At 72.3% G+C, this 24,454-nt stretch carries 18 protein-coding genes; 10 read left to right on the top strand and 8 right to left on the bottom strand.

Translation table 11 applies throughout. The features are described from left to right. The first annotated feature begins 8 nt into the window (after positions 1 to 8). From WMF39_RS25095 to WMF39_RS25085, 3 genes are all read left to right on the top strand, one after another. The gene (locus WMF39_RS25095; protein ID WP_437739006.1) at positions 9 to 1,514 is read left to right on the top strand and encodes a serine/threonine-protein kinase; all 1,506 of its coding nucleotides are present in this window, start codon (positions 9 to 11) and stop codon (positions 1,512 to 1,514) included. A gap of 352 nt (positions 1,515 to 1,866) precedes the next feature. Further along, positions 1,867 to 2,553 carry a hypothetical protein gene (locus tag WMF39_RS25090; protein WP_437739005.1) on the top strand — a complete coding sequence of 229 codons (687 nt, stop codon included), beginning with the start codon at positions 1,867 to 1,869 and terminating at the stop codon, positions 2,551 to 2,553. A gap of 754 nt (positions 2,554 to 3,307) precedes the next feature. After that, a complete protein-coding gene (locus WMF39_RS25085) occupies positions 3,308 to 5,008 on the top strand; it encodes an alpha/beta hydrolase family protein (RefSeq protein ID WP_437739004.1) in 1,701 nt (566 codons plus the stop codon). Between the two features lie 12 nt (positions 5,009 to 5,020). Here WMF39_RS25085 and WMF39_RS25080 read toward each other — a convergent pair whose 3' ends face one another. Further along, positions 5,021 to 5,761: an SGNH/GDSL hydrolase family protein gene (locus WMF39_RS25080; protein ID WP_437748027.1), complete on the bottom strand. Its 741-nt coding sequence runs from the start codon at positions 5,759 to 5,761 to the stop codon at positions 5,021 to 5,023. A gap of 573 nt (positions 5,762 to 6,334) precedes the next feature. Between WMF39_RS25080 and WMF39_RS25075 the strand changes: the two genes are divergently transcribed. Continuing rightward, positions 6,335 to 7,000, top strand: a complete 666-nt coding sequence (locus tag WMF39_RS25075; RefSeq protein WP_437739003.1) for a hypothetical protein — start codon at positions 6,335 to 6,337, stop codon at positions 6,998 to 7,000. Positions 7,001 to 7,104: 104 nt separating this feature from the next. Here the strand turns inward: WMF39_RS25075 and WMF39_RS25070 are convergent, their stop codons facing one another. After that, on the bottom strand, positions 7,105 to 8,586 hold the full coding sequence (locus tag WMF39_RS25070; RefSeq protein ID WP_437739002.1) for an RCC1 domain-containing protein: 1,482 nt from the start codon (positions 8,584 to 8,586) through the stop codon (positions 7,105 to 7,107). Positions 8,587 to 8,937: 351 nt separating this feature from the next. On the opposite strand from WMF39_RS25070, the gene WMF39_RS25065 reads away from it, so the two are divergent. Both WMF39_RS25065 and WMF39_RS25060 read left to right on the top strand, forming a co-directional pair. After that, positions 8,938 to 9,876 (top strand): hypothetical protein, encoded by a 939-nt coding sequence (locus WMF39_RS25065; RefSeq protein WP_437739001.1) that lies wholly within the window; start codon positions 8,938 to 8,940, stop codon positions 9,874 to 9,876. Between the two features lie 243 nt (positions 9,877 to 10,119). Then, complete coding sequence (locus WMF39_RS25060; RefSeq protein WP_437739000.1) at positions 10,120 to 10,710, top strand: Uma2 family endonuclease; 591 nt, start codon at positions 10,120 to 10,122, stop codon at positions 10,708 to 10,710. A gap of 1,049 nt (positions 10,711 to 11,759) precedes the next feature. Here WMF39_RS25060 and WMF39_RS25055 read toward each other — a convergent pair. Further along, positions 11,760 to 12,629, bottom strand: a complete 870-nt coding sequence (locus WMF39_RS25055; protein ID WP_437738999.1) for a hypothetical protein — start codon at positions 12,627 to 12,629, stop codon at positions 11,760 to 11,762. 489 nt (positions 12,630 to 13,118) lie between these two features. On the opposite strand from WMF39_RS25055, the gene WMF39_RS25050 reads away from it, so the two are divergent. Both WMF39_RS25050 and WMF39_RS25045 read left to right on the top strand, forming a co-directional pair. After that, the gene (locus tag WMF39_RS25050) at positions 13,119 to 14,468 is read left to right on the top strand and encodes a hypothetical protein (RefSeq protein WP_437738998.1); all 1,350 of its coding nucleotides are present in this window, start codon (positions 13,119 to 13,121) and stop codon (positions 14,466 to 14,468) included. A gap of 539 nt (positions 14,469 to 15,007) precedes the next feature. Further along, positions 15,008 to 15,343, top strand: coding sequence for a hypothetical protein (locus WMF39_RS25045; RefSeq protein ID WP_437738997.1), 336 nt, complete (start codon positions 15,008 to 15,010; stop codon positions 15,341 to 15,343). Positions 15,344 to 15,569: 226 nt separating this feature from the next. Here the strand turns inward: WMF39_RS25045 and WMF39_RS25040 are convergent, their stop codons facing one another. Together WMF39_RS25040 and WMF39_RS25035 are read right to left on the bottom strand one after the other, a co-directional pair. Next, positions 15,570 to 16,616 carry a serine/threonine-protein kinase gene (locus WMF39_RS25040; protein WP_437738996.1) on the bottom strand — a complete coding sequence of 349 codons (1,047 nt, stop codon included), beginning with the start codon at positions 16,614 to 16,616 and terminating at the stop codon, positions 15,570 to 15,572. Between the two features lie 352 nt (positions 16,617 to 16,968). Next, positions 16,969 to 18,525 carry a PLP-dependent aminotransferase family protein gene (locus WMF39_RS25035; protein ID WP_437738995.1) on the bottom strand — a complete coding sequence of 519 codons (1,557 nt, stop codon included), beginning with the start codon at positions 18,523 to 18,525 and terminating at the stop codon, positions 16,969 to 16,971. Here WMF39_RS25035 and WMF39_RS25030 point away from each other — a divergent pair. After that, entirely contained in the window at positions 18,524 to 19,066 is a 543-nt protein-coding gene (locus WMF39_RS25030) for a DoxX family protein (protein WP_437738994.1), read from the top strand. The two genes, WMF39_RS25035 and WMF39_RS25030, sit on opposite strands and share 2 nt — an antisense overlap. Positions 19,067 to 19,103: 37 nt before the next feature. Further along, complete coding sequence (locus WMF39_RS25025; protein WP_437738993.1) at positions 19,104 to 22,694, top strand: SNF2-related protein; 3,591 nt, start codon at positions 19,104 to 19,106, stop codon at positions 22,692 to 22,694. A 72-nt stretch (positions 22,695 to 22,766) separates the two neighbouring features. On the opposite strand, the gene WMF39_RS25020 is transcribed toward WMF39_RS25025, so the two are convergent. The 3 genes from WMF39_RS25020 to WMF39_RS25010 all read right to left on the bottom strand — a co-directional run bounded on the left by WMF39_RS25020 (position 22,767) and on the right by WMF39_RS25010 (position 24,379). Then, a complete protein-coding gene (locus WMF39_RS25020; protein ID WP_437738992.1) occupies positions 22,767 to 23,357 on the bottom strand; it encodes a Uma2 family endonuclease in 591 nt (196 codons plus the stop codon). 93 nt (positions 23,358 to 23,450) lie between these two features. Beyond that, entirely contained in the window at positions 23,451 to 24,137 is a 687-nt protein-coding gene (locus WMF39_RS25015) for an MATE family efflux transporter (protein ID WP_437738991.1), read from the bottom strand. After that, positions 24,086 to 24,379: an MATE family efflux transporter gene (locus tag WMF39_RS25010; protein ID WP_437738990.1), complete on the bottom strand. Its 294-nt coding sequence runs from the start codon at positions 24,377 to 24,379 to the stop codon at positions 24,086 to 24,088. Before WMF39_RS25010 ends, WMF39_RS25015 begins: the two co-directional genes overlap by 52 nt. Positions 24,380 to 24,454 lie beyond the last annotated feature (75 nt).

Genomic DNA, 24,454 nt, shown 5'->3' with positions numbered 1-24,454 from the left:
TAGGTGCCATGCGGACGCCTGCCGAGCCCAACCAGGACGAGACAGCCGTCATCTCGGGCCGACCGCTGGAGCTCGAGGCGAGCGCCGCCGGCGACGCGCTCCCCGCCGGCGCGGTGGTCGGGGGTTACGTGCTCGACGGCGTGCGGCTCGGAGGCGGCTTCGGCGTCGTGCACCGCGCCGTCCCGGTCGGGGGCGGCGCGCCGGTCGCCCTGAAGGTCCTCCGCCGCGGCCTGTCGCTCCTGCCGGCGATCCTCCGGCGCTTCCAGCGGGAGGCGGAGGTGCTCGCGCGGCTCAAGCACCCGGCGATCGTCGAGGTCCGCGGCGTGGGCGCCCTGGACGACGGGCGGCCGTACATCGCGATGGAGTGGGTCGAGGGCCGGAGCCTCGCGGCGGAGCTGAGCGCGCGGGGCGCCTTCTCGCCGCCCGAGGCGGTCGCCCTGCTCGAGGAGGTCGGCGGCGCGCTCGCCGCCGCGCACGCGATCGGCGTCGTGCACCGCGACGTGAAGGCCCAGAACGTCATGGTCTGCCCTGGCGGGGGCGGGCTCGGCGCGCCGGGCGTGAAGCTGGTCGACTTCGGCATCGCCAAGCTCCTCCGCCCGCGCGACGTCGATCGCGCGCGCGGCGCCAAGAGCAGCAGCCTGATCCTCGGCACGCCGCTCACGATGGCCCCGGAGCAGATCCTCGGCGGCGCGGTGGACGCGCGCACGGACATCTACGCGGTGGGCCTGCTCGCCTACCAGCTCGTGACGGGCGAGCTGCCGTTCCAGGGCGCCGATGCGGTCGAGACCGAGGAGATGCACCTGCGCGCGCCGCCGCCCTGCCCGAGCGACCGCGCGCCCGTGTCGGCGGCGTTCGGCGCGGTGGTGCGCCGCTGCCTCGCCAAGGAGCCGGCGGACCGGTACGCGGGCGTGCCCGAGCTGCTCGCCGCCCTGCGCCGGGCGGTCGGCGCGCCGGGCCGCCAGACGGGCCGCCAGACCGTGGCGCCCGCGGCGCGCTCGCCGGTCGACGCTCGCCTCGCGGGCGCCTGCGCGCAGGGGCACTGCGCGCCGCGGGGGCCGTGCGCCGCGCTGCTCGTCGAGGCCCGGCTCTCGGCGCCGGACGAGGCCGGCGACGAGGCGCTCGCCGACGTGGAGCGCCTGGTCCAGGCGGCGCGCGCGGCGCTCGTCGGGCTCGGGGCGACGCTCGTTGTCGAGAGCGCCGACGCGCTGCTGGCGGCGCTGCCCGCGCCGTACGATCGCGCGCCGGAGCGGGCGCTCGGCTGGGCCCTCGAGCTCTGGGCGGAGCTCGGCGCGCGGGCCGGCGCGAGCCCCGAGGTCCTCCCGCGCCTCGCGCTGCACGCGGCCGAGCCCGAGGCGCTGCGCGGCTGGGCGCCCGCCGCGACAGGGGCGGGCGTGTTCGTGACCGACGCGTTCGCCGAGGGGCTCACCGGGGAGGCCGGGGAGGGGGACGCCGGGGAGGGGGACCGCGCGCCGCTCCGGGGCGAGGGCGGCGCGCTGCGCCGGGTGGTGTCGTGAGCGCCGCGGCCTGACGCGGGCGGCGCGCTGACACGGCCGCTGCCACAGGGTGTCACAGGGGCGGTGTGACAGGGGACAGCCGGCATGTGGCAGGCGGGGCGCCTGCGAGGCGCGGAGCTGTCCTGCCGTGAGCGTGGCGAGGGGCGCGTCGGCTGCGCGTCGCTCCCAGGTGATCGGTGAGCATGGCCCTCGGCGGGCATCGCGAGGCCGCCGGCGCCGCGCGCTGGCAAGGCGCTTGCGATGGGGCTCCGGTGCGAGGCGCCGCTGCGGCCGCGCCGCTCCAGGCCGCTGCGCGGCTGGCCGCCTCCGCTTCGACCACAAGAGAGCTCAAGAGAGCTCAGGAGAACTCGTCATGCGCATCGTTCGCTCTGCGTTCCCTCTCGTCGCCCTGTTCGCCGCCGGCTGCGCCGTCGAGGCGGCCGACCCTGAGCTCATGGAGGACGCCCCGTCCCTCTCGGAGACCTGGACCGTCAGCAACGCCGCGGTCAGCGAGCGCTGGGACTCGGGCCTGAACGCCAACCTCTCGGCCTGGCAGTACATTCACTGCCACATCGATGATGGCGCTGGGTTCATGTTGACCGACCTCAGCGCGTTCCAGGAGCCCCTCGTCGAGCCTGACGAGTTCATCGCCAGGATGTCCGGCGTGTGCCGGGAGTTCGACCTCCTGCTGCCCAATCTCCCGCGGACCGGCGCGATCGACGCGGAGACCATCTTCTCGTGGCCGGGCGGCTTCCGCGCCGGCGCGCTCGGCACCGCCATCCCGGTCGCCAACTACCCCACGGGTCTGCAGCTCAAGGTGGACCTCGCCAACACCTATGTGAAGGACGTGCGCATCAACTACGCTCCCAGGAACGCGGCCAATACGGCCCTCGACCTCGCCTCGTCTTCCCGCACGAGCTATGCGATCGGGTACTCCGGGAACAACGTGACCCTGAGCTGCCCGGCCCAGCAGGTGCTGACGGGGCTGGATCTCCGCTACGACACGGTCGAGGGGAAGATCCGGGTCCTGGAGATCCACTGCAGAGCGCTGCAGCCCTGAGGGGGCCAGCGCTGCCGCGGCGAGCCGCCCCGGCGCCAAAGCTTGCCGAGCGGACGGGCAGCGCGCCTTCGTTCTGAAAAAGGGAAAAGAGAGCTTGCTGCACATGGCAGCTGCGCGCCTTTCCGCCCGCGGCGCTCCACGAGACGGAGGGAGCACACGCTGACGACGGCGTGGGGCGACCATCGCAGCCTTCATCATCAAGGTACTCCACGAGGGCCCCGGGGTTCCGTCGAAGGCGGCGCAGCCGGCGACATTCACGATCGACACCTTGATCGACGTGTCAGAGTAATCCACGATACCGCGCTTGCGGTCGACCGTATTCACGAGGATTGCCGAGCCGCGCGCCATCGAGGTGCTCGATGGTGCGTCTGGGTCTTGACCAGAGCGGGTAACTACGCGCGCGCCGATGGCCGGCGGGCCGCGAGGGCTTCAAGCCCGAAGATGTGGAGCTCGCCCGCGACGAACAGGTCGATCCGCAGGCGGAGCCAGACGCCCTTGACGTAGACCGTCCTGTTGCCGGTCTCGAGATGTCGAAGGGCGTTGGGATCACGCGGTCGATGCCCAGCTTGTACAGCTGTCCCCTCTCGAAATCGCGTTCTTTTGCGCTGGTCATCTCTGTGTCGCTGGGAGGCGACCGACGGCGCTCTGGCTTGACGCGCTCGACGTCGGGCACAAGAGCGGATGCATGTTGGGTATTCGAACGCGACAATGGCTGGGTCGAACGCGACAATGGCTGGGTCGAACGTGGCAATGGGTGGGCGTCGGCCTCCTCGCCGTGCTCATCGTCCTCGGCACACATCTCCTCAAGCGGCGCGCAGGAGCTGGAGCCCGCTCCGTCGCCACGGTGACGTATGCCTGGATGCAGCGGAAGGGGCCTGATGGGCTGAACGTCAGCGTCGATCTCTACGCGCCGCCGCGCGCGAGCAAGCGCGGCCCGCTGGTCGTCCTCTTGCAGGGGAACGAGCCCTCGCAGCCCGACGAGCGACTCGCCTTCGCTGCGAATGTCGGCGACTCCCTGCAGCGAAACGGGGTCGCCGCCGCCGCCGTCTCGTTCAACATCCACACCGGCTACACGCTGCGCGCGTGCGCGGCGGACGTCGCCCGGGTCTTGCAAGAGGTCACCAGCGCGCGCAACCCGACGCGCGTGGTCCTCGTCGGTCGCGGCGTCGGCGCGTGGATGGCGTCCCTCCTTGCGCTCGATCGGCGGCTCCTCGAGGGGGCCGGCATGGATCCCAAGCGCGTCGATGGCGTCATCCTGTTGCGCGGCACCTACGACCTGGGCGAGGCGGCGCTCGAGGGGCACCCCGACGCGGCGTTCTTCGCGGACTCGGTCGAAGATCGCAGGGAGTCGTCGCCCATCACGTACGCGCGGTCCGATGCGCCACCGTTCTTGATGCTGTTCGGCGCGGAGGACGACATTGGCTGGGCGCGTCTCGCTCGCCCCTTCGCGCGCGCGCTCCAGAATGCGGGCGCGCGCGACATCGACTACTTCGTCGTCCCCAGGCGCGACGCGCACAGCATCCTGCACTGGGGCGGAAGGGGAGACATGGTCGGCGATCTGGTGTTCCCCTTCGTCGCCTCGGGCCCGAAGGACCTCCCCATCGACAACCCCTTCGGCGTGCTCCGCCGCTGGGGTGCACAGCCGCCGCTCGACCTGTCGGAGCTCCGCAAGGATCCCCGGGCCATCACCACCTACCCGGTTGACGTCGCGCTGCAGGAGACGATAAGCGCCCTTTTCGGCAAGGGGGGGCTCGAGCGCTACCCCTTGCCCGGCAAGACCTATCAGGCCATCGATCTGCTCGCCTACCTGGCCGAGCGGCCGAAGTCCGAGGTGGGCGAGGGGGACTGGCTGGTGGTCTCGAACCTTCGGGGCGAGCAACAGTACTTCCCGCGCGAGGTGCTGAAGAAGGCGCAGGCGGTCATCGTGGTCGGACTCGACGACGATGACAATCTCTACCGCTTCGTCGATTTCTACCGGCTGAAGCGCGCCTACTCGTGGATCGAGGGCGAGGAGCCAATGCCAATGATGATCCGGCCGCTCGGCGCGTTCCTGCACTTCCGGACGCCGCTGCCCGCGGACCTGGGGAACAAGACCTACGCCGCATTTGGGCTCGGTGCGGCGAGCTTTCACTGGGTAGAGAGCGATCCGCTCGCGCCGCTCCGCTCGCTCTCCGGCGGGCTGCGCGAGGCGCTGATCGGCGAACAAGGGTGCGTCAAGTGCCACAGCTTCCGTGGCGTCAACGCACGGGCGCACCACGCGCTGGCGCTCGACGGCACGCCGTACGGGGCGTACGCGCTGCCGCTCGAGGAGTATTCGAGCGAGGTGCTGCGGCGCTTCTTGTTCGAGCAGGACGCGGTGGCAGCGAGCTTCGGGGTCATGCCGCTCCGGGTGGACGAGACCGTCGCGGGGCAGCTCCTCGACATGGTGAACCACGAGAAGAACGAGGAGAAGTAGCGGCCCGAAACCTCAGGGATCTACTTGTTCGTGGAGCGCCGCCGCCCACTCGGCGTGCGCGCGCGCCGAGGGGTGCAGGCCGTCGCTGGCGAGCATCTTCGCCTCCGCCTGCTTGTGCATGAGCGGGTACAGGTCCACGTAGCGCGCGCCGGCGGCTCCTGCCTCGTCGCGCAGAATGGTGTTGAAGGCGACGATGTCCGCGCCGATCTGCCGCGGATCTCCGAACGAAGCGGCGGCCGGAGAGAGCGACCAATCGGGCTGCGGGAGCGCCACGATCCGATCCGGCGCGACGCCGGCGTCGATGATCGCTCGGAGGAGCACCCGCACGCGCGAACGGTAGACGTCCGCGCTCCAGCGACGCACGTAGTCGTTGGCGCCCACCGCGAGCGTCACCAACGTGGGGCGGAATGGCGCCACCTCCGGGATCTCCCGCTCTTGCACGTCCTCGGTGGTGTAGCCGTTGACCGCCACGTTCTTGAGGGTCACCTGGCGGCCCTGCGCGCGCCAGAGGTCAGCGAGTCGCGAGGGGAACGCGTCGGACGGCGGGTTCCCGGTCCCTGCCGTGAAGGAGTCGCCGAGCGCCAGATAGCGGATCTCGTCGAGCCCGCGCGTGGGCGCGACATCCTCGCTGGCACCGGTGGTCGCGCTCCGTGGATAGCCGCCGAGCAGAAGCAAGGCGAGGAGAATCCCGCCGAGCAGGAGCAAAACGCGCAGGAGAAGCGGGCGGATCGAGCGCATCAAGAAGGATAGCATCACCTCATCACCGAGCTAGATATCCATTGAATCGCTCCTCGCGGGCTGACCACGGGCCCAGCCAAGGGGCATGATGACGTGGACGATTCGTCGATTCACGGCGCGCCCTCCGTCCGAACCTGGCTGCGGCGCCACCTGCGAGCTTCGAGATCGCCCATTTGTCGAGGACATCGATAGCCTTCGATAGGTTCGGGACATCAGTCCAGCAAGGGTCGCCGGACGCCTGAAGGACAGCCACCTCTACAGAACAAAAAGGCCAGGTTCGACTTGCCCTTGAGCGGGTCCTCGAGGCATCGATTCACAGAAGAACCTGGGGCGGCGAAGTGGACGATCGATGCACTCAGCCTCAGACCGTTCGGCTGGACGCCGGCGCCGTTCGCCGAGCTTCAGGCGCTCCCGAGGGACGCCTCCTGGAGATCCACCGGAGAGCGCTGCAGCCCTGAGCGGACCCGGGCCGGCGCGGGAGTATCTTTCCATGGCGGGATCGTGCATCATCCAACGAGGGTGCCTCGGAGATGCGCCGCGATCCCGCGGCGGCATTGGACGGAGGACATGGCTGGATGACATGAGCACATGACGACCCCCCTCCGCCCCGAGGAAGCGCTCGAGAGCCTGCGCCGCGCGGGCCTCGCGTCCCAGATCGACGCCGCGGCCTTCGCGGCGGCGTGCGACCAGGAGCGAGGCGGCGCGCCGCTCGACGCCGAGATCGCGCTCTCGGCGCTGGCCTCGCTCTACGGCGTGCGCGGTCCCTCGGAGGCGAGCGCCGTGGACCGCGCGTTCGTGGTAGACGAGCACGCCGCGGCCGACCCGGCGGTCCTCGGGGCCGTGTGGCTCGCGCTCGAGCGATGGATCGAGCACCCGATCCCCGTCTCGGTGGCGACGGACCTCGACGAGCTCGTCTCGTATGCGGGCGACGTGTGCTTTCTTCGCCGGCACGCCGACGCCGCGGGCGAGGCGCCGTATCTCTTCTCCATCGATCGGTGGCGCACGGGCGATGACACGCCCTACTCTCTTTACGTGCTGCGGAGCGACGGCTCGCCCCTGTATGCGCTCGGCGTGCCGGTCCAATTCCACGTGCACCCGGACACGGAAGCCGCGGCTGCCGGCATCTTCCGCACGGACGGCCTCACGCCGAGCTACCGCGAGCACGCGCCGGCGTGCGCCGCGTGCCGCGACGCGCTCCGGCGCGCCGCGGATCGAGGTGTCCTGCCCGACGTGTTCCGGCCGCTCCTTGGGTAGGGTACGGACCGGTGGCCTGGTAACGGTTCAGATCGGCAGCCTGGGTAGCACCTGGATTGACCGGGAGCTTGGGTGACACATGTCGGAAGCCGTTGGCTCGTCCGTCAGGGCGCCTTCACCTCGACGGGGATCGCGGAGCTCGCCCCGGCGCCGTCGCCGAGCTGACCCAGGGTGCCTCTGCCCCAGCACAGGACCTGGCCAGGGCCCGTGGGGCCGCACGCCCCCTCGACGATCGCGCACGTGTGGAAGAAGCCGGCGCTCACCGCGACGACCTTGGCGAGCGCGGTGCCGTCGCCGAGCACGACGGGTTCCATTCGCGTGTTATCGGCCCTCGTCGGCGTGCTGCGACCGAGCTGCCCTTGCTCGTTGCTGCCACGGCAGCGGAGCTGCCTCTGGTCGTCGATCGCGCAGACGAAGACGTAGCCGGTGGACATCGGACCCCAGACACCCGGGATCGCGGCCGCCGTTCCGGCCGGGGGAGCCTCGGCGCCGTGCTGACCTGAGCTGTTGTTCGTCCCCCAGCAGAAGAGGCCTCCCACGTCGTCGCGCGCACAGCCGAAGTTCGTGCCGTAGGAGATCTCGGAGAAGGGCAGCGTCGCTCCCGCCGCGATGAGCGGCGTGTGCGCGCTGTAGTTCGCGCCGCCCTCGGAGCCGGCGGGCGTGTTCGTGAGGATATACCCGCCGCCCATCGCGCCCCAGCAACGCAGCCCGTCTTCCGCCGCCCCGGTCGAGAAGCAGCTGCCTATCGAGCCGATGCCCCGCGCGAGGATGGCCCTCGGACCGGCCGTCGCGGTGAAGTTGAACGCTTTCACCGGGACGAGGCTCTCCTCGCCGGTCGCCTCCGGCCCGAGGCTCGAGAACAGGTTGGACCCCCAGCAGTAGATGCTGCTGGTCGAGGTGAGCGCGCACGCCGAGTACCACTCCGGCGCGATCTTGCGCACGAGCAACGGGGCCGTACCGTCATTGACGATCGCCGGGGCGTCGTGGGCCATCGAGTCCTTGGAGCCGTTCGCGAGGATGCCGGTCTCGTTGTTTCCCCAGGCCCAGAGTCGGAGCTGGCTGTCGATCGCGAAGGTCGCCTGCTCGGTCAGCGCGACTTGCGTGATCGTCGCCGCGCCGAGCGACGCGGGAAAATGCACTCTCACCGGCGTGCTCGAGGAGACCGCCATCGCCTGCGGAACACCCAGCTGGCCGAACGAGTTGTCCCCCCAGCAGGTGAGAGAGCCGTCATGCCGGATCGCGCACGTATGGCTGCCGCCCGCAGCCACCATGATGGCGTCGGCGAGCGTGGGGCTGTCTGGCGGGATCTGGCATCCAGGATCACCCCCGCCGCCACCGCCCCCACCGCCGGACGCGCCCCCACCGCCGGACGCGCCCCCGCGGCCCTCGCCCCCGCCGCCGGACGCGCCGGCACCCCCGCCGCCCTGCGCATCGATCGGACCGCCGCCCGTTCCGCCACCCGCGCCGCTGTTTGAGAAACGCCGCTCGGGAGCGGTGCATCCCGCCCCCGCAGCGAGGGTGGCGGCGACGACGAGAAAGCAGCAGAAGTTCGGTCGCGTGTGGGGGTTCCTCTTCATCTCAAGCATCGGGCCACACTCCCAGCGTCCTTTACACAGCCTTACCCCACGCAGGACAAGAAGTCCAGTTGGGGCCCGATCACCGATGTTTCCGCTTTCCCGGAGGCCTCAGGGGCGCTTCGGCGCGAGGACCTGTCCGATCTCGCCGAGGTGCTTCGGGGAGGGAGCCATGTCGAGGCGGACGCCGTGGCGTCGGCGCTGCGCACGCTCGAGGCGTCCCTGCGGGATGCGCTCGAGGCCCTCGCGTGTCGATGCTCCGCCTGCTTCGCCGAGTCGATCCACGGCGAGCACTCGTTCGTCTGCGGCGCGATCCCGGCCGCGCAGGACGAGACCTTCGCGAGGAAGCGCGCGCTCTCCACCGTGGAGCTCGTGAAGATACCGCTCGAATTCCTGAGCAGCGCCAGCCCCATCGAGCGCCTGGAGGCGCTCTACTGGCTGCGCGAGGCCCTGCGCGAGAACCCGACGAAGGTGCTGGGCATTCATCGCCTGCTCGTGCAGCACGTGCTGCCCGTGTGTCGCCAGGGCGTGGGGCTCTGGCGCGAGGGCGCCATGGGCGTGATCGAGCGCTGGGTCACGCGCCTGGTCTCGCGCGCTGCCTACCCGGAGGCGCTGCCGATGCTCGACATCCTGCTGGCGTACGGCGTGGCGATCCCAGGCCTCTTGCCGCTGCGCTACGAGGCCCTGCGCGCCTCGAACGAGCCGGCCGAGGCCGAGCGCACGCTGCTGCGCCTGCGCGCCATCGCCGACGCCTCGGGGCACCTGCGCTCGCCCTGGGTGCGGGCGGACAGCCACGTGGACGATCTCTGCGCCATCGCCTCGTGGAAGGTCGCCAAGGTGTTCCGCCAGGTCGCCGACGGCGCGCACCCCTTCGCGGAGCGGCGCCTGAAGAACAAGCCCGGTCCGCCGGCCGTCACCGCGTCGGAGGCGGCGGAGATCAGCCGTGGCCTCGCGGCACACGCCCTGGAGCTCTTCCAGCGCCGCGCCGCCCAGCCGCTCACGGTCGACCGGGCGCCGCCTACCACGCGCCTACCACGCGCCTACCACGCGCCTACCACGCGATGGGGTGGGGCACGACGCGTCGATCTTGTCGGACGAGCACGCGGTGCCCCGTGGATTCATAGGCAATTTCGTCGGGATGGTGTGCCAAGACCTGGCCGGCACGCGCCTGCACGCAGACGTCGATTGGTTCGAATATCGCGAGATCAGGTAACCTCCGAGCAGGGAGGCAGAGCCAGCATCGCGCTGCGCCAGGGCCGCTACCCGGCTACTCCCGAACCGCTGCGTGCGCCTCGTCGGTGAGCTGGAATGTCTGCCTGATCAAATTACGATGATTGTCCAGGGCACGCTTCTTCAAACTCGAGCAGGCCCTCTCGCTCACCCTGCTCCAACTTCGCTCTCACCAGCGATAGGGACGCTCGTGGACTGTTGGCACTGGCGGTCGCCGTCGTGCCCCCGCGTCGATGAGCGCCCCGGCCGGCGCGCCGCCGGACCCCTGCTCCTCGCCGCCTTGCCGCGCCGCGCATCCCCGGGCAGGCTTCCGCCATGGGCCAGCCCGCCGCCAAGCAGCGCCGCGCGACATACGCCGACCTCGAAGCCGTCCCGCCGACCAAGGTGGCGGAGCTCATCGCGGGCACCTTGCACGTGTTCCCGAGGCCGGCGCCGCCTCATGCACGCGCATCGTCTCGCCTCGGCATCGAGCTCGGCGGTCCGTTCGATGCAGGGAAGGGGGGGCCTGGCGGCTGGTGGATCCTGGACGAGCCCGAACTGCACTTCCCGGACCCAGCGCTGCCGGGCGAGGTGGACGCGGTCGTACCGGACATCGCTGGCTGGCGTCGAGAACGCATGCCCGAGCTGCCCACGACGGATTTCTTCCCGCTCGCCCCGGATTGGGTCTGCGAGGTGCTGAGCCCTTCGACCGAGGACGTGGATCGCGACGAGAAGATGCCGATCTACGCGCGCGAGGGCGTGCAGCACGCGTGGCTGGTCGACCCAATCGCGCGGACGTTGGAGGTCTTCTCGCTCGCCTCGGGTCGGGGTTGGGGGCCCGCCGTCGTCCACCGCGACGCAGCTCGCGTCCGCGTCGAGCCCTTCGAGGCGATCGAGCTCGATCTCTCGGTCCTCTGGGCGAAGTAGCCGGCGACCGTCGTCCGCGCTGGCGAGGGTGCTGTGACCGCTGCACCGGTGACGTCGGCGCTTAGCGAGATCCGCGCGGGTGCTGCGATGCCTTCGCGGATCGCGACGTGGAGCTGGCCGTTCACCAGAGTTCCTGGACGGCGCGCCAGAGTTCCTGGACGGCCCCGCCCGGTTCCTGGATGGCGCGTCAGAGTTCCTGGACGGCGTGCCAGAGTTCCTGGACGGCCCCGCCCGCGTCCTGACGAGGCGGAAGCGGCGCAAAATCGGGAACCGTTCCGATGGGCGGATGGCGAAGGCGCGCGCGAACCATGGCTCCAGGGCGGGCGGCGCTCCCGGGCACAACGTGGCCAGCGGGGGGCGCCCGCTGACCAGGATGGCCACGAGCACCGCGGCCAGGTTACGGCCCGGGAACGGCTGCCGCCCGGTCAACGCTCTGCGTGCCGGTCCAGCTCCACGTCCACCCGGACACCGAAGCCGCGGCTGCCGGCATCTTCCGCACGGACTGCCTCACGCCGAGCTACCGCTCCGCGGCGCGCCGGCGTGCGCCGCGTGCTGCGACGCGCTCCGGCGCGCCGCGGAGCGGGGCGTGTTGCCCGACGTGTTCCGGCCGCTCCTTAAGTAGGTCAGGCGCCGCTGCGTCCGCTGGCAGCGGAGTGCCGCGCCGCCGCGCTCATGGGCGCCCCGCGACCGTGGCGCATACAGACCCGCAGTTGCCCATCTCGTGGCCGGCCTTGGGAGAGGGATGGCGCCCACCTTTTGCAGGAGGCGCGTCCACCCCGGAGATGGGTGCGACCCGTCTTTTTTGGGGGCCCCGTCCATAGGGAGACTGGTCGCCACCATCTTCCGCAGGAGGCGAGTCCGCCCCGGAGATAGGTGCGACCCGTCGTTTATTGGAGGCGTGTCCACCGAGAGACGAGTGCCAGCCATCTATTGCTGGAGGCGTGTCCACCCCGCAGATGAGGGCGACCCGACTTTTGTTGGAGGCGTGTCCACCAGGAGACGGGTGCCATTCATCTCCCGCGTGGACGAGCCAGCTCACCCGTATGGGTTCACGGCGTACCGCCCGCCTCGAACGGGGGCGCCGAGACGGCTTCGGGCTTCTTGGCTAGGGCTTTCCGGCGGGATCTCGCGAGGTCGTCGACCATCTCGACGTAGGGCGCCAGCAGGAACGCGGCGAGCGCCTCGCTCCCCGGGATCTCCGGGTCGGCGTGGCTCTCGATCTTCTGGATCAGGCTCCGCAGCGCATCCCGGGCGGCGCTCCACTGCGGCCGGCCATCGGTCGGCCCGCCCTCCTTGGCGGTGGCCACGGCCGTGAACCCGTACGCGTCGCCGAAGCGCGCGTGGGCGGCGACGAGCTGCCGGTGGTGCCGGGTCCCGCCGAACCCCTCGATCACCGCCTGCGCGCGCTCCTCCTCGAGCGTCTTCATCCGCTGCACCATGGCGGTCCACTGGAGCCGCGGCCGGCGCGTGATGAAGCGAAGCCCATCGGGCGCCGGGAAGAGCTGCGCATAGAGCCAGCGCGCCTCGGACGGCGCCGGCGCCTCCCCGTCGTCGGAGAGCCCGGCGGCTCCCGCGTTCCACTGCTCGAACGCGCGCCACCGGTCGTCGCTGTCGCTGTTCGCCGCGCTCCGCTCGGCCTCGCTCGCCGCCGAGTGGCGCTGGTCGGCCTGCGCGCTCGCCCGCATGCTGCGGAAACCCTGAAGCTCTGTCGTGGCTGCGTCGAAGCGCTTCCACGGCCTGTCGATGTGCGGCGGCAGCGCCGCGAGGAGCTCGACCCCCCTGGGCAGCGGCGTGTCGCCCTCCTTGCGCTTGCCGCTCTTGGGCCGGAGCACCGCCGCGATCCGCGCGCTCACCTGATCTCGGACAGCGATGACGTCGTCGGCGACGAGATCCGGGGGGAGAACGATGGTCGAAAACATCGGTGATTCACTCACGGGGAAAACCTCCTGTGATGTCTTATTGGATCCGGCCTGCCGCTGCGGCGGCACGCCGTGGTTTCGTTGCGGCGTGGCGGCATGGCAACACGTGTGCCGGCGCGAGGTGAGCCCGTGGCTCGGCGCTGCCGCGCAGGACGGAGAGGAAGAGGAAGGGAGGGGCGCAACGCCCTGCCGTGAACCGCAACGGATTGCACCGTTGCGCAAGGGTTCGCTGCTTGAGAAGGCGAAGACTTCTCGAGGATCGATCGCCCCCGTCGAGGAGCGGACTACCGAGGTAAGCGAGAGGAGCGCGGTGGATGCTTGTGTCGACGCAGCGATGCGTGGAGGGCGATTCGTGCGGCTCGGGTGCTCGCCGCGGCGAATGAGGGGAAGCTGTGGCCGTCGCGCCGGCCCGGCGGGGGGACGCGGGCGGTGGTGACGCTGCCGCGCGGCCAGGCTTGTGGTAGCGTCCGCCCCGCAGCTCCTCCGCCCATGAGCGACGCCCCGATCGCCACCCTCCGCGGCCACGCGGTCTCCAGCCGCGTGCTGACCCCGCCGCCCGCGCAGAACCTGGACGATGCCGTCCGCCTCTGCGACCCCTACTCGCCGCTGGACCCCCGGGAAGACTCCAGCCTGTTCGCCAACCTGACGGCCATCCGCGGCAGCGATCGCCTCGGCCGGATCGTCCGCAACATCCGTCGATCCGGTGGGATCCCCACCCTCCACTTCGTCAGCGGTCACCTCGGGAGCGGGAAGACCACCGAGCTCGTTCGGATGAAGGTCCAGCTGGAGACGGCCGCTCACGGCGCGCCGCTCGCGACGGTCCTGTTCCTCGACGCTGACGTGATGCTGAACCGGACCGACATCGACCTCGAGGACATCCTCCTCGCGCTGTGGAAGCTCGTTTATGAGCAGCGGAAGGCGGCGGCCGCGAAGGTGCTCATGCCGCTGTGGAAGGACCAGATCAAGGACGCGCTGAGCAAGACGAACACCAACCTTCCTGGCGACATCTCGGAGGCGCTCACCCGGATCCTCGGCGAGGTCCGCCTGCCCAGCGCGGAGCGTCGGAAGGACATCCGCACGGCCCTGCGGCCCACGACGGCCGTGCTGATCGAGGGGCTGAACAAGGCCTTCGCCGCGACCAGGGAGGCGCCGGACGACGGCGCGGGTCCGCTGGTGGTGCTCATCGACAACATGGAGAAGCTGAGCCAGGCAGACCATGAGGGGGTGGAGCGGCTCTACCGGGAGCGGATGGGCGCCCTGAAGAGCCTCGACGCGCACCTCGTCATCACGGTTCCGCTGTATCTCTGCTACGCGCCGGCCGGCGCGGGGCTGAGCGGGCTCTACGGCGGCGAGATCGTCGTCGTGCCGGTGATCGAGGTCCGCCGGCGCGCCGCGGAGGGCGGTGGGGACAACCAGGGCGGCGTGACCGCGCTGGCAGACCTGCTCAAGAAGCGAGTGCGGTTCGATCGTCTGTTCGAGGAAGGCGACAGGGCGGCGGAGCGAATCGCGCGCCTCAGCGGCGGCTGCATCCGGCACGCGCTCCACATGGTGCGGGCGGCTAGCAATGAGCACGATGACCCCCCGGTGACCGCGGCCTCGGTCGAGCGGGCCGCCGCCATCTTGCAGGCCGATTTCGAGCGGGCGCTGCCTGAAGGGTATGTGCCGATCCTGCGCCAGATCGCAGAGACGAATCGATTCCCGGACCAGTGCGAGGTAGGGGTGAAGCGCGACCTGCTGCTCAACCTGTTCGTCCTCGAATATCAGAACGGCGGTCCGGACCCGTGGCACGCGGTTCACCCGCTCGTGGAGCGGTGCCGGAAGTACCGTGAGCACGGGTGAACCTGCGGGCGGGGGTTCGTACCTACCGGGGTCGGTTGCCGAGCCCATCGCCAACCTGATCGACGAGTCGGAGGAGCGGCTCAGGGCGCTCCGCCGGGGACTGTGGCGCGCGGACGGGTTCGCGTTGTTCGTGGTGCTGGCGTCTGGCGCGGCGCGGACCCTCGCCGTAGTCAGATCGATGTTCGTGTCCTGCCGATTTGCGCAGACGTCGCGCTTCACCGAACGCCACGGGTGGTCCATCGGGTTCAGCTCGGGACAGCGCTTGGGGAGCTAGAGCAGCTGGATGCTCAGGTCAGCGGCGACCTTCTGCGAGGCGTGTGCGGTGTGACTGGAGTCCTCGTCGAGGAGCAGGACGATGGGCCGGGCGGGGGTAATTGTCGCGGCGCTGGCGACAGGGGCCGTTCGGGGCGCGGGCCATCCCGTGCCGCTTTCGTGCTGGCGAGGCCCGTGCTGGGAGGGGTGATGTATACGCGAACGAGGCGCCGCGGCGAACGCTCCCTGAAGGCGCGGGACTCGCGGCCTTCTGCCGGAGGTGAAGCATGTCGATGCGCGCAAATGGAATGGTGCTTTTCATCATCGGCCTCGGTTGCGCGAGCTGTGCCAGGAGCGACGAGGAGATCCAGGAGGAGTTCGAGGTGATCGTCGCCGAGTCGAACGCGTGCAATGATCCCTCGGAGTGCGTCTATGCGTCGCCCGGCTGCCCGCTCGGGTGTTTCGTGCCCGTGAACAGCGCCAAGAAAGCGTATGTGGAAGAGGAGGCGCGCGCGCTCATCGAGGACAAAGAACGCTGGGGGACGTACTGCCAGTACGAGTGCGCCGTGCCGGGCCCGCTCGAGTGTGCCGAGGGCCGCTGTCAGGAGGGCGCCTCGCCCTGACGCGCGGGTCGCTCGCCGCAGCTTCGAGCGACACGATGGAGCGACAACGCAGCGCTGTGGCACGACGAGCGCAGATGGCGCCTTGAAGACGTGCCCGCTGGCCGGATGCAGCAGACCGCGCGCCTGGGTTCCTGGACGGTCCCGCCCGGTTCCTGGACGGGGCGCCAGAGTTCCTGGACGGCCCCGCCCGCGTCCTGACGAGGCGAACGTGGCGCGAAATCCGCGCTCAGGGCGTTGTGCCCTGGCGTTCCAGCAGGCGCGCCGTCATCGCCTGCGCGGCGTCGGCGACGCGGGCGGCAGCGCGCGCCGCGTCGCTGACCACCTCGTCCACGCGGCGCGCGCCGTCGCTCCCGGCCCGCCCCCAGAGCAGCGCCGCGGGCAGCGCGATCCCGAGCGCCAGCGCCGCCCCGGCCGCCGCGACGCGCCAGCGCCGCCTCCGCGGCGCTGCCGGCGGCGCCACCGGCACCCCCACCGGCACCCCCGCCGCGGCCTCGAAGGCAGAGATCATCGCCTGGACGCTGGGGAACCGCTCCGACGGGCTGATGGCGAACGCGCGCGCGAACCACGCCTCCAGGGCGGGCGGCGCTCCCGGGGACAACGTGGCCAGCGGGGGGCGCCCGCTGACCAGGATGGCCGCGAGCACCGCGGCCAGGTTGCGGCCCGGGAACGGCTGCCGCCCGGTCAGCGCCTCGTGCGCGACGACCGCGAGCGACCACATGTCGAGCTGCGGGCCGCCCAGGCCATCACACGTGTGCTCCGGGCTCAGGTAGGCCGGCGTGCCCAGCACCACGCCGTCCGCGGTGCGGCGGCGGAAATCGGCCGGCCGATCCTGGCCGACCCACTTGGCGATCCCGAAGTCGGTGATCTTGGCGCATAGATGGCCGTCGCTCCCCTCGACAAGAAGGATGTTCGAGGGCTTGATGTCCCGGTGCACGACGCCGAGGCCGTGCGCCGCCGACAGCGCCTCTCCCAACTGGCGGAGCAGCGACGCCAGCTCGACGGCAGGGATCGTCCCTCGCTCCTCCAGCAGCTGACGCAGCGACCTGCCGCGCACGTGCTCCATCACGATGTACGGGCCCGCCGCCAGGTCCTCGCCGGCGTCGAGCACGGCGACGACGCCGCGGGTCTTCTGTCCGAGCTGCGCGGCGACCCGCGCCTCCAGGCGGAACCGCTCGATCGCGTCGACGTTCCGCCCGCCCCGCGCCACCGTGAGGAACTTCAGCGCGACATCGGCGCGCCGGACGCCGTCGTGCGCGCGCCAGACCTCGCCCATCGCGCCGCGCCCGAGCAGCTGATCGACCTGGTAACGCCCGTCGATGAGGCGGCCTCGCAGCCGTACGGAGCGCCGCGAAGAGGCTGGGCGGGAGTCCGCCGGTCGATCAGCGAGCGCTACTACGCCGCGCGCGCTGTCTCTCCTCTGGGAGTCAGGTTGTGAATCGAACGAGGAAGGATGGAACACGATCGAGCACCTCCGTGCCGCCTCTGTGTCCCAGCCACGTCGGTGTCCCTTTCGGGCGACGCGCTGGGGTCAGGGACCGGGGCATGCCCAGAGCGTATCGCGAACATGCGATCCTGGGAATCCCGGACAGCGCACTTCCGGCAGATCGCTAATCGCGGATACGCGCTTACAAGGTCGTACGGCCGCGCTGGATGTCGGGCCGGGCGCGCAGCGCGGCGCAGAGCCGGCGTGTCGCCTCGCGCAGCTCGCCTTCGTCGAGCGACGCGAACCCGAGCCGCGCGGCGCGCGCTTCGCCCCCGCGGAAGCTGAAGCGCGCGCCGGGGTAGAACCCCACGCCGTGCCGGGGGGCGGCGCGCGCCGCGACCTCGGTGTCCGCGCCCTCGGGGAATGAGACCCAGAGGCTCATCCCGCCGGCCGGGACGGTGAGCTGCGCGGCGCCGCCCAGCTCGGCCCGGAGCGCCTCGGCGAGCGCATTCCGCCGCGCCTCGTACACGCGCCGCATCTTGCGCGCGTGGCGCGAGAGGAGCCCGTCCTCGATCAGCGCGGCCACGGCCCGCTCGAGCGCCAGGCTGCCGTGTCGGTCGGCGCGCATGCGCTGCGCCGCGAGCGCCTCGACGAGGGGCCGCGGCCCGGCCACCCACCCGAGGCGCAGCCCGGGCGCGAGGATCTTCGACAGCGTGCCGACGTAGATCACCGCGCCCATATCCGTGGCCGCGAGCGGCAGGATCGGGCGGCCGTCGTAATGGAACTCGAAGTCGTAATCGTCCTCGAGGACGGCGATCCGCCGCGCGCGCGCGACGTCGAGCAGCTGGAGCCGCCGCGCCGTGGACAGCGTGACCGTGGTCGGGAACTGGTGGTGCGGCGTCAGGTACAGGAGCCGCACCGCCCGCCGCGCGGCGAGCGCTTCCAGCGCGTCGACGCGCAATCCATCGCCGTCGACGCCGATGGGCAGGAGCTCGGCGCCGGTCGACGCCAGCGCGTCCCAGGCCGGCGGGTAGCCGGGGTCCTCGACCGCGACCGCGTCGCCTGGCCCGAGGAGCCGGCGCGCGACCAGATCGATCGCGCCCTGGCTGCCCGCCGTGACGAGGAGGTGGTCCTCGTCGCACGCGAGCCCGCGCGTCTCCCGCAGCAGCGCCGCGAGCGCGCGCCGGAGGTGCACGTCGCCCCGCGGATCGCTGTACCCGAGCGCGGCGCGGCCGCCCGCGCGCGCCGCCGCCCGGTAGGCCCGGGCCAGCTCGTCGGCGGGCGCCAGGCGAAGGTCGGGCAGCCCCGCCCCGAAGTGGAGCACGCCCCGGCGCGCCGGATCCGGCGCGAAGGTGCGCCACGCCGGGCGGGCGGGGATGTCGTAGCCGAGCTCGCCACGAGGCGCTGTCACGCCGCGCGGGCGCGGCGGCAGCGCCGCGGAGACGCGCGTGCTGCGCTCGGCGGAGCTGAGCCAGCCCTCGGCCTCGAGCTCGTCGTACGCGGCCAGCACGGTGTTGCGGTGCACCCCGAGCGTCTGCGCCAGCGTGCGCGATCCGGGCAGCACCGCGCCGGGCCGGAGCCTCCCGCGGCCGATGTCCGCGGCGATCCCCCGGGCGATCTGCCGGAACAGCGGCTCCGCCGAGCCCGGGTCGAGCGAGACGGGGAAGGTCCACGGGCGCATGGTCCAGCCATCATGCCAGAAATGGACCTCCTCGCTGGACCACCCCGGATCCAGCTTCCGGGGCGAAAGAGGAGCCATGACCATCTCGCATTCCGCGCCGCGCCCCGCTGATCCAGCCGCCGCTTTCGCCGCCCGCCGGCTGCCCCTCGCCCCGCCGTGGGCCTCGCCCCGCTTCGCGTGGGCGAGCGCGCTGCTGCTCCGGCTGGGCCTCGCCGCCGCGTTCCTGTCGGCGGTCGCCGACCGCTTCGGCCTGTGGGGCCCACCCGGCACCGGCAACGTGGCCTGGGGCGAGTGGGGCCGCTTCGTGGCGTACACCGGCGCGATCAACCCGTGGGCGCCGGCCTGGATGGTCCCCGCGCTGGCCTGGTCGGCGACCGCGCTGGAGACGGCGCTCGGCGTCGGCCTGCTCGCGGGCGTGCGCACGCGGGCGCTCGCGTTCGCGAGCGGGGTGCTGCTGCTCGCGTTCGCGCTGGCGATGACCTTCTCCGGACGCGGCGTCGAGGCGGTGCTCTCGTACTCGGTCTACACGGCCGCGGGCGGGGCGCTGCTGCTCGCGGCCGCGCCCGCCGTGCCCTACAGCGCGCTCGCTCCCGGGGGCCAGCGCGCCGGAACCCCTTGAACCGGGCCCTCGCACCGACGACGTTACGCCGCCCGTCATGCCCGGCGACACCCAGGCCGTTCCCCCCGTAGCCCCTGCGGCGCCCTTCGAGACCCGCGCGGCCCTCCTCGCCTGGCTCGCGCAGCACGGCGTCGCGCACCTGGCCCGGCTGAGCCTCGAGGCGGTGGCGCCGCGCGTCGATCCCACGCTCTGGCCCGAGCTCCAGCTCCTCGGCGCGCGGCGGCGCCTCATCGACCTCGCGAGCGTCGAGTCGCTCGCGGGCGCGCTCGCGTGGCTCGCGCCCTCGCGCCTCCGCGACGTCCTGCCGCCCCTCGTGGCCCGCTTCCTGGAGGACGAGCGCGACGACGCCGCGCTCGCGCGCGCCGCGGCGCCGTCGCTGCTGCGGGCGCCCGAGGAGCCGCGGGCCCTGTCGGCGCACGAGCGGCTCTGCGAGCTGCGCGCGCGCGTGCCGGAGGCGGCGGCCCCGCGCCCCGAGCGAGCGCTCCGGGCCGCCGCGCTGCGGTTCGACGCCGCGCTCCCCGGCTTTCGCCTCGACGACCCGCGGCCCTTCGAGGCGCACCGCGCGGGCGCCGGCTTCGTCAGGCCGGAGGCGCGGCTGACCCTCGCGCCCGGGGCCCTCCGCGCCGAGTGCGACTGCGGCGCGGCCGGCTGCGTGCACGTGCTCGCGGCCATCGACGCCGCGCTGCTCTGGCTCCGCCAGCCCCCGAGCGAGGCCTTCTTCCAGGCGCTCGACGAGCTCGGCCGCCCCGCCTGGGAGCGCGCCTTGCTGGCGCTCGACAGGGCCCTCGACGAGGGCCCGGGGGCGCGCGGCGGCGTCGAGCTCTCCTTCCGGCTGGACGTCGTCGAGGCGGCCGGCGTCGTGGTCGCGCCCTGGATCCACCGGCTGGGCAAGAAGGCGCAGCGCGGCGCCGGGGCGCGGCTCGGCAAGAAGCGCCTCCTGCTGGAGCACGGCGGAAAGCTCTCCCCCGAGGACGCCCGCGTCGCGTCCCTCCTGCCCGAAGGCAACGCCTTCGCCTCGCGGGCGCTGCTCGACGCGCTCATCGGCCACCCGCGCCTCTTCCTCGACGAGGCGCCCGACGTCGCCGTGCGCATCGAGCGCGCGCCGGTGGGCGTCGTGGCCGAGGAGCGCCACGGCGCAGTGCGGGTGAGCGCCGGCGTCGAGGGTACGGCGCTGCCCCCTGCGCTGCTCGATCGCGCGCGCCGGGCCCGGCCCGAGGAGGTGCTGTTCCTCTGGGACTGGGACAAGGGCGCGCGGCGGCTCACGCTGCTCGACGTCAAGGCCGAGATCCGGGCGCTTCTCGACGTGCTCGCGCGCGAGGGCGACGTCTTCCCGCCCGAGAGCCACGGCGCGCTGCTCGCCGCGCTCTCGCGGTGGGCGCTGCGCGTGCCCGTGGCCATGCCGCGCAGCGTGATGGGCGAGTCGGTCCCGCCGGAGCTGCGCCCGGTGCTGCGGCTCACGGCCCAGCCCCGCGGCGCCGTGGAGGTCGAGCTGCGCGTGCGGCCGCTCGCGGACGCCCCGCCGCTCGTGCCGGGCGCGGGCGCGCGCGACGTCCACGTGCGGCGCGGCGACCGGGCCCTGCACGCGGTGCGCGACCTGCGCCGGGAACAGGACTTCGCCGCCGCGCTCGCCGCCGAGCTCCCGCTCGCCGGGGCCGAGCCGTTCGAGGATCGCCCGTTCCACTACCGCTTCGCCAGCGCGCAGGGCGCGCTCGATCTGCTCGCGGCCTGCGCGCGGCGCGAGCCGCCCCCGGAGCTCGAGTGGGTCAGCGAGCCCCTGCGCGTCGTGGGCGACGGGGGCCCCCGCGCGCTCAAGGTCGTCCTCGAGAAGCGGCGCGAGTGGTTCGGCGCCCTCGGCGGCCTGAGCGTCGCGGGAGAGCGCGTGGAGCTGGCCCGGCTGCTCGATTCGGCGCGCCGCCACGAGCGCTACGTGCAGGTCGAGGCCACCACCTACGTGGAGCTGGGCGAGGCCCTGCGCGCCCACCTCGAGCGCCTGGCCGATCACATCCACGACTCCCCGCACGGCCTCTCGGTGGGCCCCTCGGCCGCCGCGGTGCTGTGGGAGCTCGAGCGGGCCGGCGCCGCGATCGAGGCGGACGGCGCGTTCCGGGGGCTCGTCGAGCGGGTCGTGGCCGCCGGCGAGCTCTGCCCCGCCGCGCCCGCGGCGCTCGCGGGTGAGCTCCGCCCTTACCAGCTCGACGGGTACCGCTGGCTCGTGCGGCTCGCGGCCTGGGGCGCGGGGGGCGTGCTCGCCGACGACATGGGCCTCGGCAAGACGGTGCAGGCGCTCGCCGTCCTGATCGAGCGCGGCGAGCGCGGGCCGGCGCTCGTCGTCGCGCCCACCTCGGTGGCCTTCAACTGGCAGGACGAGGCGCGGCGCTTCGCGCCCTCCCTCCGCCTCACGCTCTACGCGGACGAGGCCGATCGCGACGGCGCGCTCGCGCGGCTCGGCCCGGGCGACGTGCTGGTGCTCAGCTACGGCCTGCTCGTGCGCGACGCCGCGCGCCTCGCGGCGCGGCGCTTCGCCACCGTCGTCTTCGACGAGGCGCAGAGCCTGAAGAACGCGACCACCCAGCGCTTCCGCGCCGCGAGGGCGCTCCAGGCGGATTTCACGTTCGCGCTCTCGGGCACGCCGATCGAGAACCACCTCGGCGAGCTCTGGAGCCTCTTCGCGCTCGTCTTCCCCGGCCTCCTGGGCGGCTGGGACGCGTTCCGCGACCGCTACGCCATGCCGATCGAGCGCCAGATCGACCCTGCCGCGGGGCCCGCGCTCGCGCGCGTGCTCGCCCCGTTCCTCCTCCGGCGGACCAAGGCGCAGGTGGAGGCCGAGCTGCCGGCGCGCACCGAGGTGCGCGTGCCGGTCGTGCTCTCGGGCGCCGAGTGGCAGCTGTACGAGGACGCGCGCCTCGCGGCGCTGTCCGACCTCGAGACGCCCCGGGCGGTCCGGCGCGAGCAGGAGCGGCGCGTCGAGGTGCTGGCGGCGCTCACGCGCCTCAGGCTGCTCGCGTCGCACCCGCGCCTCTACGACGCGCGCTCGACGCTCGACTCGTCCAAGCTCGCGCGCTTCCTCGGGCTCGTCGAGGAGCTGTGCGCGGAGGGGCAGCGCGCGCTCGTGTTCAGCCAGTTCACGTCGCACCTCGCGCTGGTGCGCGAGGCGCTCGAGGCGCGCGGCGTCGCGTACGTCTACCTCGACGGCGAGACGCCCCGGAAGGCCCGGGCCGAGCGGGTGCGCGAGTTCCAGGAGGGGTCGGCGCCGCTCTTTCTGATCTCGCTGAAGGCGGGGGGGTTCGGCATCAACCTCACGGCGGCCACCAACGTGATCCACCTCGACCCCTGGTGGAACCCCGCGGTCGAGGATCAGGCCTCGGACCGGGCGCACCGCCTGGGCCAGCGGCGGCCGGTCACCATCTATCGCCTGGTGGCGCTCGGGACGATCGAGGAGAAGATGCTGTCGCTGCACGCGGAGAAGCGCTCGCTCGTGGCGCAGGTGCTCGGCGGCAAGGACACCGCCGGCAAGCTCTCGACGCAGGAGCTCGTCGGCCTGCTCTCGGCGCGGCTCCGGGGGCCGGACGGCGGCGAGGGCGGGGACGGCGAGCTCTCGGACTCAAGCCCTCCGAGTCGCGCTCTTTGACTCGGGATCTCTGACTCGGGATCTCTGTCTCGTGCCGTCCGACTTCCGCTCTCCGTGGACCGAAGGTGGGCGCTACGTCGCCCAGAGAACGGCGAGATCGAGCTCGATGGCCTGGAAGGGCGTGGCGCGGACGCTCGCGGTGTCGCGGTGGGTGGCGATCGGCGCCCAGCTGCGATCCGCGGCGAGCGTGAAGACCTCCAGGGTCCGCTGGAGGGGCGCGATCAGCCAGACGTGCCGCACGCCCTCGCGCGCGTAGACGGGCATCTTCTCCTTGCGATCGTGCTGCTCGGTCGAGGGGCTCAGGACCTCGCAGATCCAGTCCGGAGCGAGCGAGAAGTAGGGCGTGTCGGGGAGCTCGGGCATGCGCTCCCGGCGCCACCCGGCGAGATCCGGCACGACGACATCCACGTCGCCTGGCGAGGCCGGATCGGGGAAGTGGATCTCGGGCTCGTCCAGGATCCACCAGCCGCCCGGGCCGTTCTTGCCGTGATCGAAGGGACCGCCGAGCTCGATGCCCAGGCTCGACGCGGCGCGCGCGTGCCGCGGCGCTGGCCGGGGGAAGAGGTGAAGCTCGCCGCCGAGGAGCTCTGCCACCTTGTTCGGCGGCGCCGCCTCGATGTCGGCGTACGTCGCGCGTCGGCGCTTCTCGGCGGGATGGCCCATGGGTCCAGCGTGCCCTGGGGGGGGCGGCGAAGCAAGTTGCGAGCCCCAGGCCTCCGCGCAGGGCGGCCGGTCCGCGCACGCGCTTCGCCGCCCTCACGCCTCTCCGACCTCGCTCGCAAACGCCTGCGCGGGGTCGGCCTGCCTCGCCGCGTCGCCCGGAGGCGCCTTCTGGACGAGGGCCCGCTTCCATCGCCCCGAGGCGTAGTAGGCCGTGCCGGCGATCATCGACACGACGAAGCTCGCCGCGATGGCGTACCAGACGCCCTTCACGTTGCGCAGCTCGCGCGAGAGCCAGTACGCGAGCGGGGCGCGGACGACCCAGAGGCTGAGCAGCGTCGTCGCGGTCGTGATCATGGTCGCGCCGGCGCCGGTGATGATGCCGTTGCTGACGAAGGTGAGGCCGAAGAACACGTAGCACGCGCCGACCGTGTGCAGGTACGACACGCCGAGCTCGATGACGGCCGGATCGGTGATGAACACCCTGAGGAGCGCCTCGGGGAACGCGACCGCCACCGCCGAGATGAGGAGCGTCATGCCGCCGCTGAACACGCACCCCCACGCGAAGATCTCGCGCACGCGGCCGTGGTGCCCCGCCCCCAGGTTCTGCCCGGCGAGCGTCGATATCGCCATCCCCATGTTGATCGCCGGCAGGAAGGCGATCTGGTCGATGCGCGAGGCCGCGCCGAACGCGGCGGTCGCGACCTCCCCGAACCCGTTCACGATCCCCGTCACGACGACCATGCCCAGCGCCACCACCGACTGCTGGACGGCCGCCGGCACGAGACGAGGATGTTCGTTGCCAGGGTCATCCCCATCCCGACGCCGAAGATGGTGAAGATGATCGGGAAGCTCACGGTGACGGCCGCCAGGGCCGCCGTGCCCAGGTACTGACCGACCCAGATGGCGTTGATGAAGCTGTAGGTCGTCTGAAGGAAGCCCCCGATCAGCATCGGAAGCGAGAACGTCACGATATGCCTCGGGATGCTGCCCGTCGTCAGATCGGTTCCAAACTTCGATTGCATCAGGTTCCTCGCCTGGGAGCGGGTGGAGAGCGGCCTCGTGGTGGGCTGTTCGAGCGGGGCGTAACCTAGTGAACG

Source organism: Sorangium sp. So ce1504, assembly GCF_051521635.1.
Lineage (GTDB): Bacteria > Myxococcota_A > Polyangia > Polyangiales > Polyangiaceae > Sorangium > Sorangium cellulosum_B.
This window is presented reverse-complemented; position numbering and strand designations above follow the sequence as displayed.